Origin of the sequence: Limnohabitans sp. Rim11, from assembly GCF_001269365.1 — a bacterium.
GTDB lineage: Bacteria > Pseudomonadota > Gammaproteobacteria > Burkholderiales > Burkholderiaceae_C > Limnohabitans_A.
This window is the reverse complement of sequence record NZ_CXOM01000002.1, coordinates 161,418-177,975: the sequence shown is the minus strand read 5'-3', so window position 1 is coordinate 177,975 and position 16,558 is coordinate 161,418. Positions and strand designations below refer to the sequence as shown.

Genomic DNA, 16,558 nt, shown 5'->3' with positions numbered 1-16,558 from the left:
TTTTGCTCATTATTTTTGTTGGCCTTCCAGGATCTGGCAAAACGACCATCGGCAGACAGATGGGGCGTCGGCTTGGCTTGCCCTTTTTAGACTCCGATGCCGTCATTGAGCAACGCTTGGGTTGTTCCATTCGCGAATTCTTTGACCGTGAAGGCGAAGAAAGGTTCCGCGACATTGAGCAAAATGTGCTGGACGATTTGAGCAAATACCACCATGGCATTTTGTCCACGGGTGGTGGCTCTGTGTTGCGAGAAGCCAATCGCAAAAACTTGCATTTGCGGGGCCGAGTGGTTTATTTGCGCTCCACGCCCGAAGAAGTTTTCAGGCGCCTCAAGCACGATATGCAGCGACCTTTGCTGCAAGTGGACGATCCTTTAGAAAAATTGCGCGCCTTGTTCAACCTTCGCGATCCGCTTTACCGCGAAGCCTCGCACTACGTGTTTGACACCGGCCGCCCCAGCATCAACAAGCTGCTCCATGCCATCATTGAAAAGTTGGAGCTTGAAGGCTTCGACACCCATGCCTCCCCTCATTCACCGAACAGATCATGACCTCTAACATTGCAGAAACAGTCCGTATTGATCTGGCCGATCGCAGCTATGACATTGTCATTGGCGAAAATTTATTGGGCCAAGCGGTCACGTATCAAAATTTGCCCAAGGCATCTGCCGCACTCATTGTGTCCAACACCACTGTGGCACCTTTGTACGAAGCCGCTCTGAAGCAGGCTTTGGCAGGGCACTACAAAACCATTCACACCCTTCATTTGCCAGATGGCGAAGCGCACAAAGATTGGGTCACCCTGAATCAAATTTTTGATGCGCTGTTGGGCCATGCCTGTGATCGAAAAACAGTGCTGTTTGCGTTGGGTGGTGGCGTGGTGGGCGACATGACCGGCTTTGCGGCGGCCAGCTTTATGCGCGGCGTGCCCTTTGTTCAAGTGCCCACTACTTTGCTGGCCCAAGTCGATTCTTCGGTGGGTGGCAAGACGGCCATCAATCACCCCATGGGCAAGAACATGATTGGCGCTTTTTATCAGCCCCAGCGCGTGGTGTGCGATCTGTCGGTTTTAAAGACCTTGCCCCCACGTGAGGTGAGCGCTGGTTTGGCAGAGATCATCAAATACGGCCCCATTGCCGACATGCCCTTCTTTGAATGGATTGATGGTCATATCGATGATTTGCGGGCTTGTGAACCCAAAGCCATGGCACATGCGGTGCGCAAAAGCTGTGAAATCAAGGCCTATGTGGTGGGCCAAGACGAACGCGAAGCCGGCCTGCGCGCTATTTTGAACTTTGGTCACACCTTTGGTCATGCCATTGAGGCAGGTCTGGGCTATGGCGAATGGTTGCACGGCGAAGCGGTAGGCTGCGGCATGGTCATGGCGGCCCATTTGTCGGAAGCCATGGGCCTGATTGATGCGGCCTTTGTTCAACGATTGACAAACTTGCTGGACCGCGCGGGCTTGCCCACAAAAGGCCCGGTGCTGAATGCCAATGACAATGCTGGCCAGTATTTGGCACTCATGTTGCACGACAAAAAATCGGTGGCCGGCGACATTCAGTTTGTGCTGATCGAAGGCCCCGGCAAAGCACGCGTGAGCAAAGCGCCCGAAGCCATGGTGCGCGCCGTGATTGATCGTTGCTGTGCTTGAAGCCTACGCTTGCCATCCTGAACGCTCTCGCGGTAGACGGCACGCCGAAGTTCCTGCGCCCACGCGCAATGATTTTCAACGTGACCGCGATCGCATCGTTCACTCCACGGCATTTCGGCGTTTGGTTTACAAAACACAAGTCTTCTTAAATCACGAAGGCGATTTATTCAGAACGCGGTTAACGCACTCTTTGGAAGTGGCTCAGTTGGGCCGATCGATTGCACGCTCGCTGGGTTTGAATGAAGATTTGGTCGAGGCTGTGGCCTTGGCGCATGACTTGGGGCACACCCCCTTTGGTCATGCGGGGCAAGATACTTTGAATGCGTGCATGCAAGAGTTTGGTGGCTTCGAGCACAACTTGCAAAGCTTGCGCGTGGTCGATTTTTTAGAAGAGCGCTATCCCGAGTTTGACGGTCTGAATTTGACCTTCGAAACGCGCGAAGGTATTTTGAAACATTGCGCCAGACGCAATGCCTTGATCATTGAAGCGCAAGAGCCTGGCGGCATTGCGCACCGATTCTTAAATGGCACCGAACCCAGCCTAGAAGCGCAGTTGTGCAATTTGGCCGATGCCATCGCGTACAACGCCCATGACATCGATGACGGTGTGCGCTCTGGTTTGTTGACCCTGTCTCAAATGGCCGAAGTGCCTTTGTTTGCACACTACAAAACACTCACATTGCAGCAGCATCCAGGTCTGTCTGAAGCTAACAAAGCCAGACGCCTGCTGTACGAAACCATTCGCCGCATGCTGAGCGATCAGGTCTATGACGTGATCGATGTCACCCGTGCTAATTTGCAAAAGCACAAACCGCAATCTGCGGACGAAGCGCGCCAAGCCGGGGCTTTGGTGGCTTTTGGGACTGAAATGGCAGACCGCGTGCGGGACATGAAGTCGTTTTTGTTCAAGCACTTGTACCGGCACCCGCAAGTGATGGAGATGACCAACAATGCGCAAACAGTGGTCCGTGAATTGTTTGATGCGTATCTCAGTCGTCCGCAAGAAATGTCTTCCGATTTTTCTCAACGTGAAGAGACGCCGCGTGCTGTGGCCGATTACATCGCCGGCATGACCGATCGTTATGCAGCGCGCGAACACGAACGTCTGACAGGGCGCAGACTTTTTGCATGAGTACGCTGCAGAAATTAGACAAGCCTGAGTCTGCTGCGGCCGCTTATGTGCTGATTATTTCTGGAGTGGTGGCGGCTTTGCAAATTGGCAAGTTGCCGCCCGCCTTGCCTGAGTTAAGTACAAGCCTCGGCCTGAGTTTGATGCAGGCGGGTTTCTTGTTGTCCTTGGTTCAACTGGCCGGCATGAGCTTGGCATTGGTGGTGGGTCTGTCTGCAGACGGTATAGGCCTTCGCCGCAGCATGCTCATGGGCCTGATCGTTTTGGGTTTGGCCAGTGCCATGGGTGCCTTGGCGCAAAGTGCTGCAGCGTTGATGTTTTGGCGCGCCATAGAAGGTTTGGGTTTCTTGTGGGTCACCTTGCCTGCACCAGGCCTGATTCGCAAGCGGGTCAGTGAGCAGCAGGTGCGCAAGCTCTTGGGTTATTGGGGCGCTTACATGCCCGCTGGTACGGCACTCACTTTGTTGTTGGGGCCCTTGTGGTTGCCGGTTTGGGGTTGGCAAACTTGGTGGTGTTTGTTTGCTGTTTTGTCGTGGGGCATGGCGCTGGTGTTGTGGCGCTTAGTGCCTGCAGATGTGGCGCCTTCTGCGCATCAATCTGAGCAGTCGTCCCTAGATTTGCAAGTTGCATGGCCTCAACGTTTGCGCGAAACCCTAACGGCATCAGGCCCTTGGCTGGTGGCTTTGAGCTTTGCGATGTATTCAGGCCAATGGTTGGCTGTGGTGGGGTTCTTGCCTTCTATCTACACGCAAGCAGGTTTGTCGGGTGCCACCTTGGGTGCGCTGACCGCCATGGCTGCTGCAGTTAACATGATTGGCAACATGGCTTCGGGGCGTTTGTTACAAAAAGGCATCCATCCGAGTGTGTTGCTGAGTGTGGGATTTGGTGCCATGGCTTTGGGCGCCTTCTTGGCATTTTCTGAATGGACATCGACTGCGCCTTGGGTTCGCTACGCGGGTGTCTTGATGTTTTCAGCATGCGGGGGGCTGGTTCCCGGTACGCTGTTTTCATTGTCTGTGCGATTGGCGCCGCATGAGCGCAACGTGTCAACCACAGTGGGTTGGATGCAACAATGTTCTGCAGCAGGGCAGTTTGCAGGGCCGCCCACAGTGGCTTGGTTGGCTTCGCAAGTGGGCGGTTGGCAGTGGACCTGGGCTGCAACAGGTTTATGCTGCGTGAGTGGTTGGATCTTGTCGTTTTTGATCGCCAAGGCCTTGAGTTCTCAAAAGGGTTCTGTATGAACAAAGTCACCTCAGAAGTGATGGTGCAAGACACCTTGCGCTGGTTAGAGCGTGCAGTGATCGGCTTGAATTTGTGTCCCTTTGCTAAGTCTGTGTATGTCAAAGGACAGGTGCATTGCACGGTCAGTGAGGCAGACGATTTGGAAGCTTTGCGCGATGACTTGCTGCGTGAGTTGCGCGACTTGGTGGCGCTTGATGCATCGGTGCGGGACACCACTGTTTTGGTCATTCAAAATTTGCTGCACGACTTTTACGATTACAACGATTTTTTGAACGTGGCTGACGATTGCCTCTTGTCACTTGACTTAGACGGCGTGATTCAAATTGCCAGCTTCCATCCGCAGTATCAATTTGCAGGCACCGATGAAGACGACATCACCAACTTCACCAACCGGTCGCCTTACCCCACTTTGCATTTGATTCGTGAAGCCAGCATTGACCGCGCGGTGGCTGCGTTTCCTGAAGCAGAAGATATTTTTGAAGCCAACATGGCCACCATGAACCGATTGGGTTTGCAGGGTTGGCAAGACTTGAATGTGGGGCCCTCATTGCCTCAGAATGAGACCGATGAAAAAAAATAACGCCAAGTCCGATGCGGCCAAACCACTAGATCTCGATCTGCGCCCGGGGCAATCGATTGAGTTGCTCAAAGAATTGCACATTCTGACGCGCGAAGGTAAGTTGAACCAAGACTCGCGTCGCAAACTGAAGCAGGTCTTGCACCTGTATCAGTTCATTGAAAAAATTCTGAAGGAGTTGGCTGAGGAAGATGCTGCCAAGGCTTCAAAGTCAGGTGAGTCAGGGCTTGCTGAGGCGGCTGTTGATACGGTTGCGCAAACGAATGGTCTGACCTTGGCCGATCATGGCGCTGGCAAGTCTTATCTGGGCTTCATCGTCTACGACTTGTTTTTCAAGGCATTGTCTGAAGGTCACATTTACGGTATCGAAGCCCGCGCTGAATTGGTCGAGGCGTCGCGTTCGTTGGCGCAGCGATTGGACTTCAAGCGCATGGTCTTCTTGAACACCTCGGTGGCCGAGTCATCACAGTCTGATCAAATGCCCGCGCAAATCGATGTGGTCACCGCATTGCATGCGTGCGACACCGCCACCGACGACGCGATTGCCTTTGGTTTATTGAAAAAAGCTCGCGCCATGGTCTTGGTGCCTTGCTGCCAAGCCGAAGTGGCCGCCAAGCTGCGCCAAAACAAAGCCTTGAATTTGTCTCGCACTCCCTTGGCTGAACTTTGGCGCCACCCTTTGCACACCCGCGAAATTGGCAGCCAACTCACCAATGTATTGCGCTGCCTGTACCTGGAGTCCAAAGGCTACACCGTCACGGTTACAGAACTGGTGGGCTGGGAACACAGCATGAAAAACGAACTCATCCTGGCCCGCTACACCGGCCGCCCCAAAGCCGGCGCCGCCGACCGCCTCCAAGCCCTCCTGACCGAATTCGGCCTCACCGAATCCCTTGCATCCCGTTACCCTTAATTGGGGTCAGATCAACATTAATTTCTTTCGGGTTAGCATTCACGCATGGCCCGTCATCCTCGTTTAGCCCTTCCTGGTTACCCGCATCACGTGATTCAGCGGGGTAACAACCGTCAGCCCATCGTGTTGGATGAGGCCGATCGCAAGATGCTTTACAGCCTTTGGCTAGAAGAGTCGCAACGCCACAAAGTGGCTGTGAATGCGTATGTGTTGCTCGACAATCACTTTCACATGCTACTCACGCCGCCCAGCGATGAGGCCATGTCCTTGATGATGCAGGCGGTTGGCAGAACTTATGTGCGTTACTTCAATCAACGCCACAAGCGCAGCGGCACATTGTGGGAGGGGCGTTACAAATCCTCGGTGATTGATTCGGAGGCTTATCTTCTGACGTGCATGGCCTACATTGATTTAAATCCCGTCAGGGCAGGCTTGGTTGAGTCGGCTGAAGAGTTCAATTGGTCCAGTTACAAGCACCTAATTGGTCAAAAAATCGACAAATTGGTGACGCCGCATGCCCTTTATTGGGGCTTGGGTAACACGCCATTCTCTAGAGAAGCTGCTTATGCAGAATTTGTGGCGGTTGGGCTTTCGGCTTCCATTCAAAAAGACCTCACGGAGTCAGTTTTGAAGAGCCGAGTCGTGGGTCGACCCGAGTTTTTGAAGTCTTTACAGAAGACAACTCAGACGCCCATCCTGCCGAAAAAGGCGGGCAGGCCGTTCAAAAAACCACTTTGAAACCGTAAATAGGTGAAAAATATCACTGATATGAATTCTTTTTAACTCAATTTTGATCTGTCCCCAATTAATTTAATTTTGAAAAAAGAAGAAATTAATGTTCATCTGACCCCAATTATTTTTCTTGGCATTTTTGTTGCAATGCAATATGCTCTCTTTCCCGCGAAATATCTTTAGGAGTGCGCCATGACTTCGGCTGCCGAAAAATCATCTTTGCAACAAACGGGTCTGTATGACCCAACTCAAGAACACGACGCTTGTGGTGTGGGCTTTGTGGCCCATATCAAAGGTGCCAAAACGCATGCCATCGTGACGCAAGCGTTGAAGATTCTTGAAAACTTGGACCACCGGGGTGCGGTGGGTGCCGACAAGTTGATGGGTGACGGCGCGGGTATCTTGATTCAGTTGCCTGATGCACTCTATAGAGAAGAGATGGCCAAGCAAGGCGTGAACTTGCCAGCCCAAGGCGAGTACGGTGTGGGCATGGTGTTCTTGCCTAAAGAGCATGCCTCACGCATGGCCTGTGAGCAAGAACTTGAGCGCGCCGTCAAGGCCGAAGGTCAAGTCTTGTTGGGCTGGCGCGATGTGCCAGTCAACCGTGACATGCCCATGTCGCCCACCGTGCGCGAAAAAGAACCTGTGTTGAAGCAGATCTTCATTGGCCGCGGCGCCGATGTGATTGTGCAAGACGCTTTAGAGCGCAAACTGTACGTCATCCGCAAAACAGCCAGTGCCGCCATTCAAAACCTGCAACTCAAGCACAGCGACGAGTACTACATCCCTAGCATGTCTAGCCGGACCGTGGTGTACAAAGGCTTGCTGTTGGCCGATCAAGTTGGCACCTACTATCTTGACTTGCAAGACGAACGCTGCGTGTCTGCACTCGGTTTGGTCCACCAACGTTTCTCCACCAACACCTTCCCAGAGTGGCCTTTGGCTCACCCCTACCGCTATGTGGCGCACAACGGTGAGATCAACACCGTCAAGGGCAACTACAACTGGATGAAGGCGCGCGAAGGCGTGATGTCTTCTCCCGTGCTCGGCCCCGATTTGCAAAAGCTCTACCCCATCAGCTTTGCGGGTCAATCTGATACTGCTACGTTTGACAACTGCTTAGAGTTGCTCACCATGGCCGGTTACCCCATCAGCCAAGCTGTGATGATGATGATTCCCGAGCCCTGGGAAAACCACAACACCATGGACGAGCGCCGCAAGGCCTTCTATGAATATCACGCCGCCATGCTTGAGCCATGGGACGGTCCCGCCTCGATTGTGTTTACCGATGGCCGCCAAATTGGCGCTACTTTGGACCGCAATGGTTTGCGTCCTTCACGCTATTGCATCACCGACGATGACATGGTCATCATGGGTTCAGAAACTGGCGTGCTTCCCATTCCAGAAAGCAAAATTGTTCGCAAATGGCGCCTGCAGCCCGGCAAGATGTTCCTGATCGATTTGGAACAAGGCCGCATGATCGACGACGAAGAACTCAAGTCGAACTTGGCCAGCAGCAAGCCTTACAAGCAGTGGATTGAAAACTTGCGCATCAAGTTGGATGACGTCAAAGAAACCACAGCCAACGCGCCTGCTTCCAGCGAAAACTTGCTCGACTTGCAACAAGCCTTTGGCACCACCCAAGAAGACATCAAATTCTTGTTGGCCCCTATGGCCCAAGCCGGCGAAGAAGCTTTGGGCTCCATGGGCAACGACAGCCCATTGGCTGTTTTGTCCGACAGAAACAAGCCGCTGTACAACTACTTCAAGCAGTTGTTTGCGCAGGTGACCAACCCACCGATCGACCCCATTCGCGAAGCCATCGTGATGTCCTTGGTGTCCTTCATTGGTCCCAAGCCCAACTTGCTCGACATCAACCAAGTCAACCCGCCCATGCGCTTGGAAGTAAGCCAGCCTGTGCTGGACTTTGCAGACATGGCCAAGTTGCGCAACATTGAACAGTCCACACAGGGCAAGTTCAAGAGCGCTACTTTAGACATCACTTACCCAGCCGCATGGGGCCGTGAAGGTGTTGAAGCCAAGTTGGCATCACTCTGCGCTGAAGCTGTTGACGCCATCAAAGGCGGCAACAACATTTTGATCATCAGCGACCGCGGTGTCACGCCCACTCAGGTGGCCATCCCCGCATTGCTGGCGCTGTCGGCCATTCACCAACACTTGGTGCGCGAAGGCTTGCGCACCACTGCTGGCTTGGTGGTGGAAACCGGCACAGCCCGCGAAGTGCATCACTTTGCCGTGTTGGCGGGTTACGGCGCAGAAGCCGTTCACCCCTACCTGGCCATGGAAACTTTGCAAGCTTTGCACAAAGAGTTGCCAGGTGATTTGTCGGCCGACAAAGCCATCTACAACTACATCAAAGCGGTGGGCAAGGGCCTGTCCAAGATCATGTCCAAGATGGGTGTCAGCACCTACATGTCGTATTGCGGTGCACAGTTGTTTGAAGCCATTGGCGTCAACACTGAAACCGTGAACAAGTACTTCACTGGCACACCTAGCCGAGTGCAAGGTATTGGTATTTTTGAAATTGCCGAAGAAGCTTTGCGCATGCACAAAGCAGCGTTTGGCAACGACCCTGTGTTGGCCAATATGCTCGACGCCGGTGGTGAATACGCATGGCGCGCTCGCGGTGAAGAGCACATGTGGACACCCGATGCCATTGCCAAGTTGCAGCACAGCACCCGTGCCAACAACTGGAACACTTACAAAGAATACGCACAGATCATCAACGATCAAACCAAGCGACAAATGACATTGCGTGGTTTGTTCGAATTCAAGATCGATCCTGCCAAAGCCATTCCTGTTGAAGAAGTAGAACCCGCCAGCGAAATCGTCAAACGTTTTGCTACAGGTGCTATGTCTTTGGGCTCTATTTCCACAGAAGCACACGCCACCTTGGCCGTTGCCATGAACCGCATTGGCGGCAAGAGCAACACCGGTGAAGGTGGTGAAGACTCTGCGCGTTATCGCAACGAACTCAAAGGTATCCCCATCAAAAAGGGCGAGACTTTGAAGAGCGTGATTGGTGCCAAAGAAGTGGAAGTCGATATGCCTCTTGAGGCTGGCGATTCCCTCCGCTCCAAGATCAAGCAAGTGGCTTCTGGCCGCTTCGGTGTCACCGCTGAGTACCTGCACAGTGCTGATCAAATTCAGATCAAGATGGCGCAAGGTGCCAAGCCGGGTGAAGGCGGTCAATTGCCAGGTGGCAAAGTGTCCGACTACATCGGCAAGTTGCGTCACTCTGTGCCAGGCGTGGGTTTGATTTCTCCTCCCCCACACCATGACATTTATTCCATTGAAGATTTGGCCCAACTCATTCACGACTTGAAAAACGTGGCGCCGCACAGCGACATCAGCGTCAAGTTGGTGTCTGAAATTGGCGTGGGCACCATTGCCGCAGGCGTGGCCAAGTGCAAGAGCGATCACTTGGTGATTGCCGGTCACGACGGTGGCACTGGCGCATCGCCTTGGTCTTCGATCAAGCACGCTGGCAGCCCCTGGGAAATTGGTCTGGCTGAAACACAGCAAACCTTGGTGCTCAACCGCTTGCGCGGCCGCATTCGGGTGCAAGCCGACGGTCAAATGAAGACCGGCCGCGACGTGGCCATTGGCGCGTTGCTGGGCGCAGACGAGTTTGGTTTTGCTACCGCACCGCTGGTGGTCGAAGGTTGCATCATGATGCGCAAATGCCACTTGAACACTTGCCCCGTGGGCGTGGCCACACAAGATCCAACTTTGCGTAAAAAGTTCTCTGGCAAGCCAGAGCACGTGGTCAACTATTTCTTCTTCATTGCCGAAGAAGTGCGTCAAATCATGGCGCAGTTGGGCATCAAGAAGTTTGACGACATGGTGGGTCGTGCCGATTTGCTCGACACGCGCAAAGGCATTGAACACTGGAAATCCAGCGGCCTTGATTTCAGCCGTTTGTTGGCTGTGCCCGATGTGCCCGCCGACGTGCCCCGTCGCCACATCGATGTGCAAGACCACGGTTTAGACAAAGCCTTGGACAACGTGCTGATTGCCAAGAGCCGGGCCGCCATCGACAAAGGTGAGAAGGTGCAGTTCATGGAAGTGGCGCGCAACGTCAACCGTTCTGTGGGCGCCATGCTCTCAGGTGCCGTCACCAAAGTGCATCCAGAAGGTTTGCCAGACGACACCATTCGCATTCAACTCGAAGGCACCGGTGGTCAATCCTTTGGCGCGTTTGTGGCCAAGGGCATCACGCTGTACCTGATTGGTGAAGCCAACGATTACACCGGCAAAGGCTTGTCGGGCGGTCGCATTGTGGTGCGTCCTAGCCTCGAGTTCCGCGGTGTGGCCAGCCAAAACATCATTGTGGGCAACACCGTGATGTACGGCGCCACCACAGGTGAAGCTTTCTTCGCCGGTGTGGGCGGCGAGCGTTTTGCGGTTCGTTTGTCTGGCGCCACCGCAGTGGTGGAAGGCACCGGGGACCACGGTTGTGAATACATGACCGGCGGTACCGTGGCGGTGCTGGGCAAAACAGGTCGCAACTTTGCGGCCGGTATGAGCGGCGGCATTGCTTATGTGTACGACGAAGACGGTCAGTTTGCTTCGCGCTGCAACACTGCCATGGTCAGCATGGAAAAAGTACTGACAGTGGCCGAGCAAGAAGCGTCAGTGGACCGCAAAGTGTGGCACCGCGACCAAGCCGACGAAACACAGTTGAAGAAATTGCTGGAAGACCACCATAAGTGGACCGGCAGCCAACGCGCTCGTGAGTTGCTGGACAACTGGGCGCAAGCTCGCTTGAAGTTTGTGAAAGTATTCCCGAACGAGTACAAGCGCGCCTTGGGTGAAATCAACGCACGCAAAGCCGCAGCCAAGTCCACAGATTCTGTGGCTGCCAGCTAATTGAGCACAAAGAAATAACAAGGATTGATCATGGGAAAAATCACTGGTTTCATGGAATTTGAGCGCGTCGAAGAGGGCTACAAGCCCGTCGGCGAACGCGTCAAAAACTACAAAGAGTTCGTCATCGGATTGGACGACGCGCAAGCCAAAGCACAAAGCGCTCGCTGCATGGACTGCGGCACACCGTTTTGCAACAACGGCTGCCCTGTCAACAACATCATTCCGGACTTCAACGAGTTGGTGTACCAAGGCGATTGGAAAAACGCCATTGACGTACTGCACAGCACCAACAACTTCCCAGAGTTCACGGGCCGCATTTGCCCCGCACCTTGCGAAGCTGCTTGCACACTGAATGTGGCCGACGATGCCGTGGGCATCAAGTCCATTGAGCACGCCATCATTGACCGTGCGTGGCAAGAAGGCTGGGTCAAGCCCCGTCCTGCAGCGCACAAGACTGGCAAAAAAGTCGCCGTGGTGGGCTCTGGCCCTGCCGGTATGGCTGCTGCCCAGCAATTGGCTCGCGTGGGTCATGACGTGACCTTGTTCGAAAAGAACGACCGCATCGGTGGCTTGCTGCGTTATGGCATTCCCGATTTCAAAATGGAAAAGTCACACATCGACCGCCGTGCAGAGCAGTTGGTGGCCGAAGGCGTGACCATCAAAACGGGTGTCATGGTGGGCGAGTTGCCTGCAGGTTCCAAAGTGACCAACTGGTCGCAAGAAACCATCAGCCCCAAGCAATTGCAAAAAGACTTTGATGCCGTGCTGCTGACGGGTGGTTCTGAGCAATCCCGCGACTTGAACGTGCCTGGCCGTGATTTGGCAGGCATTCACTTCGCGATGGAATTTTTGCCACAGCAAAACAAGGTCAATGCGGGCGACAAGCTCAAAGACCAATTGCGCGCTGACGGCAAGCATGTCATTGTGATTGGCGGCGGCGACACCGGCAGCGATTGCGTCGGTACCTCCAACCGCCATGGCGCCAAGAGCGTCACTCAATTCGAAGTGATGCCCCAGCCCCCCGAAGAAGAAAACCGTCCTTTGACATGGCCTTACTGGCCCCTCAAATTGCGCACCAGCTCCAGCCACGAAGAAGGTTGCACCCGCGAATTTGCCATTTCCACCCAAGAATTCATTGGCGAAAAAGGCAAAGTGACGGGTCTTAAAACTGTTGAAGTGGAGTTCAAAGACGGCAAATTGGTCAACGTCGCAGGCACCGAAAAGACTTACCCCGCCGACATGGTCTTCTTGGCCATGGGCTTTGTGAACCCTGTTGCCACCATCTTGGACGCCTTTGGCGTGGACAAAGATAACCGCGGCAACGCCAAAGCCACCACCGACTTCACAGGCGGCTATGCCACCAACGTGCCCAAGGTGTTTGCGGCTGGCGACATGCGCCGTGGCCAGTCCTTGGTGGTCTGGGCCATTCGGGAAGGCCGCCAAGCAGCACGCTCTATTGATGAGTTCTTAATGGGAACCAGCGACTTACCCCGTTAAAATGACCGCAGACAGGTTTTGTGATTGAAACGGCAACGCTTCACACAAACTTAACCTGAACGCCTTATCCTTCAAAAGCCGGCGACCCCGGCTTTTGTTATTTCACACATGACCCTGCCCAACTCTCCACTGCTGGTTGAACTCAAGAACCTCAGCTTCGGCTATGGGGATCGGGTCATCTTGAACGACATCTCATTTGGTATTCCGCGCGGCAAAGTGACGGCCCTCATGGGTGTGTCGGGTGGCGGCAAGACCACTGTCTTGCGTTTGATCGGTGGCCAATACACAGCTCAGCAGGGGCAGCTGACCTTTGATGGTCATGATGTGGGCCAAATGAACACGGAACAACTCTATGCCGCGCGCAGACGCATGGGCATGTTGTTTCAGTTTGGTGCTTTGTTCACCGACATGAATGTGTTTGACAATGTGGCGTTTCCCTTAAGAGAGCACACCAAAATGTCTGAGCAGATGATTCGCGACATTGTGCTCATGAAGCTTGATGCCGTGGGCTTGCGCGGTGCTAGAAATTTAAAGCCTTCCGAAATTTCAGGGGGCATGGGCCGCCGTGTGGCTTTGGCACGCGCCATTGCGCTTGACCCTGATCTCATGATGTACGACGAACCCTTTGCGGGTCTTGATCCAATTTCTTTGGGCACGGCAGCACGCCTGATTAGAAGACTGAACGACAGCTTGGGCATCACCAGCGTGGTGGTGTCTCACGATGTCGATGAAACCTTTCAAATTTCAGACCATGTGGTGGTCTTGGCCAATGGCAAAGTGGCAGCGCAAGGCACACCTGAAGAGTTGCGCCAAACCACAGATCCGCTCATTCACCAATTTGTCAACGGCTTGAGCGATGGCCCTGTGCACTTTCATTACCCAGCAACGTCTGTTGCAGAAGACTTTTGCAGGGGGCACGCATGATCTTTTTGCACCCTGCTGAACTTGGTTATTTGGTTCGAAAAAAATTAGCCGATTGGGGCTACGGCGCACGTTTGTTGGCCCAGTTGGTGCTGCTGTCTGGCGCTTGTTTAAAACGCTTTAGCTTGGTTCGCGATCAAGTTCATTTTTTGGGCAATTACTCGCTGGCCATCATTACCGTTTCGGGTTTGTTTGTTGGTTTTGTATTGGGCCTCCAAGGTTATTACACCTTGCAACGCTACGGATCTGCTGAAGCTCTTGGCTTGTTGGTCGCGCTCAGTTTGGTTCGCGAACTGGGACCCGTTGTGGCGGCGCTTTTGTTTGCTGGTCGCGCTGGCGCCTCTATCACGGCTGAAATTGGTTTGATGCGTGCTGGTGAGCAGCTCACGGCATTGGAGATGATGGCAGTCGACCCCAAGTTGCGTGTTTTGGCGCCTCGTTTTTGGGGTGGCATCATTGCCTTGCCTATTTTGACGGCGGTCTTCAGCGCAGTTGGTATTTTGGGTGGTTATGCCGTGGGCGTGCTGCTGATTGGTGTTGATGCAGGCGCGTTTTGGAGCCAAATGCAAAGTGGCGTTGATGTGTTCAAAGACGTTGGCAATGGCATGATCAAAAGTGTGGTGTTTGGCGTTGCTGTGACCTTCATTGCTTTGCTGCAAGGTTATGTGGCCAAGCCCACGCCAGATGGTGTGGCTGCGGCAACAACCCGCAGTGTTGTGATTTCTTCATTGTCTGTTTTGGGCCTGGACTTCATCCTCACTGTGATGATGTTCAGTATTTAAGGAGGACGTCATGCAACGTTCAAAAAATGATTTGTGGGTCGGTTTGTTTGTGTTGATAGGCTTGGTGGCGGTGTTCTTCTTGGCACTCAAATCGGCCAATTTGCTACAATACAGTTGGGCCAAGGACTACACCGTGACTGCCAAATTTGACAACATTGGCGGCCTTAAAAAAGGTGCTGCGGTCAAAAGTGCTGGTGTGGTGGTGGGCCGCGTTGAGTCCATTCAGTTTGATGACGAGAGTTATCAGGCCAAGGTCAGCTTGGCATTGCAAAATAAATATGCCTTCCCCAAAGACAGCTCACTCAAAATTCTGACCAGCGGTTTGTTGGGCGAGCAATATGTGGGTATTTTGGCGGGTGCCGATGAGAAAAATTTGGTGGCTGGTGACAACATTGGCTCCACGCAGTCGGCCGTGGTTTTGGAAAACTTAATCAGCCAATTTTTGTACAGCAAAGCGGCCGACTCAAGTACACCTTCAACAGGAACTAAGTAATGAATTTCAAGGGGTTTCGGGCGTCATGGCGCCTGGCATGCATGGTTGTAGCAGTCCTGTTGTTGCAGGGCTGTACTTCCTTGCGCGGCCCCGATCCTGCCGATCCCTTAGAGCCACTCAACCGCAAGGTAACTGCTTTCAACGACGTGGCTGACGATTTGGTGTTGCGCCCTGTTGCGGTCGTTTATGGCGAGTACCTGCCGACTGTGGTTAAAAAAGGCATCAGCAACTTTTTCAGCAACCAAAGTGATGTCATGTCCTTTTTCAATAGCTTGGCACAGTTGAAATTGGATGCGGCAATGAAAAACTTGGCGCGGGTGGGCATCAACACCAGCATTGGCATTGGCGGCATCATCGATTGGGCCACCGAGTTCAAAATTGACAAGCAAAAAGAAGATTTTGGGCAGACGATGGCCTATTGGGGCGTGTCTTCGGGCCCTTACGTGGTCTTGCCGTTCTTCGGTCCTTCCACTGTGCGAGACAGCTTTGGCCTCTGGGTTGACACCAAAACCGATGTGAATCAGCAGTTGACGGATGTCAGTTCGCGCAACGTCCTAACCGTGCTTCGGTTGACGGACAAGCGTGAGCGGTATTTAAGTCTGTCGGATGCTGTCAAGCAGGCTTCTCTCGACCCTTACTCCTTTACCCGAGATGCCTATTTACAAAAGCGAGTGAACGATATTTACGATGGCAATCCCCCTTTGGTGGATGACCTCGAAGAATCTGACGAGCCGACCAAGATGGTGGCGCCCAATCAGATTCCCCCGCCTTGGAAGCAGAAATACAAATAATCCTACAATTCGGACATCATGAACTTATTCATCCGATTTTTTCTAGCCCTCAACCTGGCCCTGGGTTTTTCGATCGCTTGGGCTGCAGACGAAGCACCTGATGCGTTTGTAAAACGCATCACCAACGAAACCTTGGATGCCGTTCGCACCGACAAGTCCCTCAAAGCAGGCGACATCAACAAAATCATGCAGTTGGTCGACAACAAGCTCATGCAGCATGTCAATTTCAGGCGAATGACAGCGTTGGCAACTGGTCCCGGCTGGCGCAAGGCCACCCCCGAACAACAAGAACGCCTTCAAGAAGAGTTCAAGCTCTTGCTCATCAGAACTTACTCTGGCGCATTGACTCAGATCAGCGATCAAACCATCGAAGTGAAGCCCCTGCGCGGCGCCTCTGACGACAAAAACTTGGTCGTTCAAACCGAAGTCAGAGGCAAGGGCGACCCGATCCAGCTTGACTACCGTTTGGAAAAAACGCCAGGCGAGGGCTCTGGCTGGAAGATTTTTGACCTGAATGTCATGGGCATTTGGTTGGTCGAAAACTACCGCTCGCAGTTTTCCAAAGAAATTAATGCTGGCGGCATGGATGGCTTGATCAAAAGCCTGTCAGAGCGCAACAAGTCCAACGCCAAAAAGTCTTAAAACCATGAGCATTGCGCTGTTGACCCTGCCTGCAGACTTGCGTCACAGCAACGCCGCAGCATGCTTGGCGCAATTGCAATCTCAAATTCGCAGCAGTACCGACAAGCAAATAGAAATTCAAGCTGGCGCCTTGTCCGACTTCGATTCTTCGGCGCTGGCCGTGCTCTTAGGTTGCCGCCGCGAAGCCGAAAGTTTGTCCAAATCTTTGCAATTCAAGCAATTCCCGGCCAAATTGCGTGAATTGGCCCTGCTTTATGGGGTCTCCGAGCTCTTGGTCGAAAGCGCTTGACCG

General features: G+C 53.3%; 15 protein-coding genes. All 15 read left to right on the top strand.

Annotated elements, in window-relative coordinates:
• The first annotated feature begins 2 nt into the window (after positions 1-2).
• The 15 genes from AMM03_RS05570 (at position 3) to AMM03_RS05500 (ending at position 16,555) form a co-directional block, all read left to right on the top strand.
• The gene (locus AMM03_RS05570) at positions 3-551 is read left to right on the top strand and encodes a shikimate kinase (RefSeq protein ID WP_090129492.1); all 549 of its coding nucleotides are present in this window, start codon (positions 3-5) and stop codon (positions 549-551) included.
• A complete protein-coding gene (aroB, locus tag AMM03_RS05565) occupies positions 548-1,654 on the top strand; it encodes a 3-dehydroquinate synthase (RefSeq protein ID WP_194942792.1) in 1,107 nt (368 codons plus the stop codon). The genes AMM03_RS05570 and aroB overlap by 4 nt, the downstream gene beginning before the upstream one ends.
• Complete coding sequence (locus AMM03_RS05560; protein WP_090129491.1) at positions 1,635-2,786, top strand: deoxyguanosinetriphosphate triphosphohydrolase; 1,152 nt, start codon at positions 1,635-1,637, stop codon at positions 2,784-2,786. The genes aroB and AMM03_RS05560 overlap by 20 nt, the downstream gene beginning before the upstream one ends.
• A complete protein-coding gene (locus tag AMM03_RS05555) occupies positions 2,783-4,024 on the top strand; it encodes an MFS transporter (RefSeq protein ID WP_090129490.1) in 1,242 nt (413 codons plus the stop codon). Before AMM03_RS05560 ends, AMM03_RS05555 begins: the two co-directional genes overlap by 4 nt.
• Complete coding sequence (locus tag AMM03_RS05550) at positions 4,021-4,605, top strand: DUF1415 domain-containing protein (protein ID WP_090129489.1); 585 nt, start codon at positions 4,021-4,023, stop codon at positions 4,603-4,605. The genes AMM03_RS05555 and AMM03_RS05550 overlap by 4 nt, the downstream gene beginning before the upstream one ends.
• The gene (locus AMM03_RS05545; RefSeq protein WP_090129488.1) at positions 4,592-5,515 is read left to right on the top strand and encodes a class I SAM-dependent methyltransferase; all 924 of its coding nucleotides are present in this window, start codon (positions 4,592-4,594) and stop codon (positions 5,513-5,515) included. Before AMM03_RS05550 ends, AMM03_RS05545 begins: the two co-directional genes overlap by 14 nt.
• 45 nt (positions 5,516-5,560) lie before the next feature.
• The gene (locus tag AMM03_RS05540; RefSeq protein ID WP_090129487.1) at positions 5,561-6,253 is read left to right on the top strand and encodes an REP-associated tyrosine transposase; all 693 of its coding nucleotides are present in this window, start codon (positions 5,561-5,563) and stop codon (positions 6,251-6,253) included.
• A 186-nt stretch (positions 6,254-6,439) separates the two neighbouring features.
• Complete coding sequence (locus tag AMM03_RS05535) at positions 6,440-11,140, top strand: glutamate synthase-related protein (protein ID WP_090129486.1); 4,701 nt, start codon at positions 6,440-6,442, stop codon at positions 11,138-11,140.
• A 30-nt stretch (positions 11,141-11,170) separates the two neighbouring features.
• Positions 11,171-12,637, top strand: a complete 1,467-nt coding sequence (locus tag AMM03_RS05530; RefSeq protein ID WP_090129485.1) for a glutamate synthase subunit beta — start codon at positions 11,171-11,173, stop codon at positions 12,635-12,637.
• A 108-nt stretch (positions 12,638-12,745) separates the two neighbouring features.
• Positions 12,746-13,561, top strand: a complete 816-nt coding sequence (locus AMM03_RS05525; protein WP_090129484.1) for an ABC transporter ATP-binding protein — start codon at positions 12,746-12,748, stop codon at positions 13,559-13,561.
• Entirely contained in the window at positions 13,558-14,340 is a 783-nt protein-coding gene (gene mlaE / locus AMM03_RS05520) for a lipid asymmetry maintenance ABC transporter permease subunit MlaE (protein WP_090129483.1), read from the top strand. The genes AMM03_RS05525 and mlaE overlap by 4 nt, the downstream gene beginning before the upstream one ends.
• 10 nt (positions 14,341-14,350) lie before the next feature.
• Positions 14,351-14,833 (top strand): outer membrane lipid asymmetry maintenance protein MlaD, encoded by a 483-nt coding sequence (gene mlaD, locus AMM03_RS05515; protein WP_090129482.1) that lies wholly within the window; start codon positions 14,351-14,353, stop codon positions 14,831-14,833.
• A gap of 41 nt (positions 14,834-14,874) precedes the next feature.
• Positions 14,875-15,624 carry an MlaA family lipoprotein gene (locus tag AMM03_RS05510; protein ID WP_228764581.1) on the top strand — a complete coding sequence of 250 codons (750 nt, stop codon included), beginning with the start codon at positions 14,875-14,877 and terminating at the stop codon, positions 15,622-15,624.
• An 18-nt stretch (positions 15,625-15,642) separates the two neighbouring features.
• Positions 15,643-16,266 carry an MlaC/ttg2D family ABC transporter substrate-binding protein gene (locus tag AMM03_RS05505; protein ID WP_090129480.1) on the top strand — a complete coding sequence of 208 codons (624 nt, stop codon included), beginning with the start codon at positions 15,643-15,645 and terminating at the stop codon, positions 16,264-16,266.
• 4 nt (positions 16,267-16,270) lie between these two features.
• Complete coding sequence (locus tag AMM03_RS05500; protein WP_228764580.1) at positions 16,271-16,555, top strand: STAS domain-containing protein; 285 nt, start codon at positions 16,271-16,273, stop codon at positions 16,553-16,555.
• Positions 16,556-16,558: the final 3 nt, after the last annotated feature.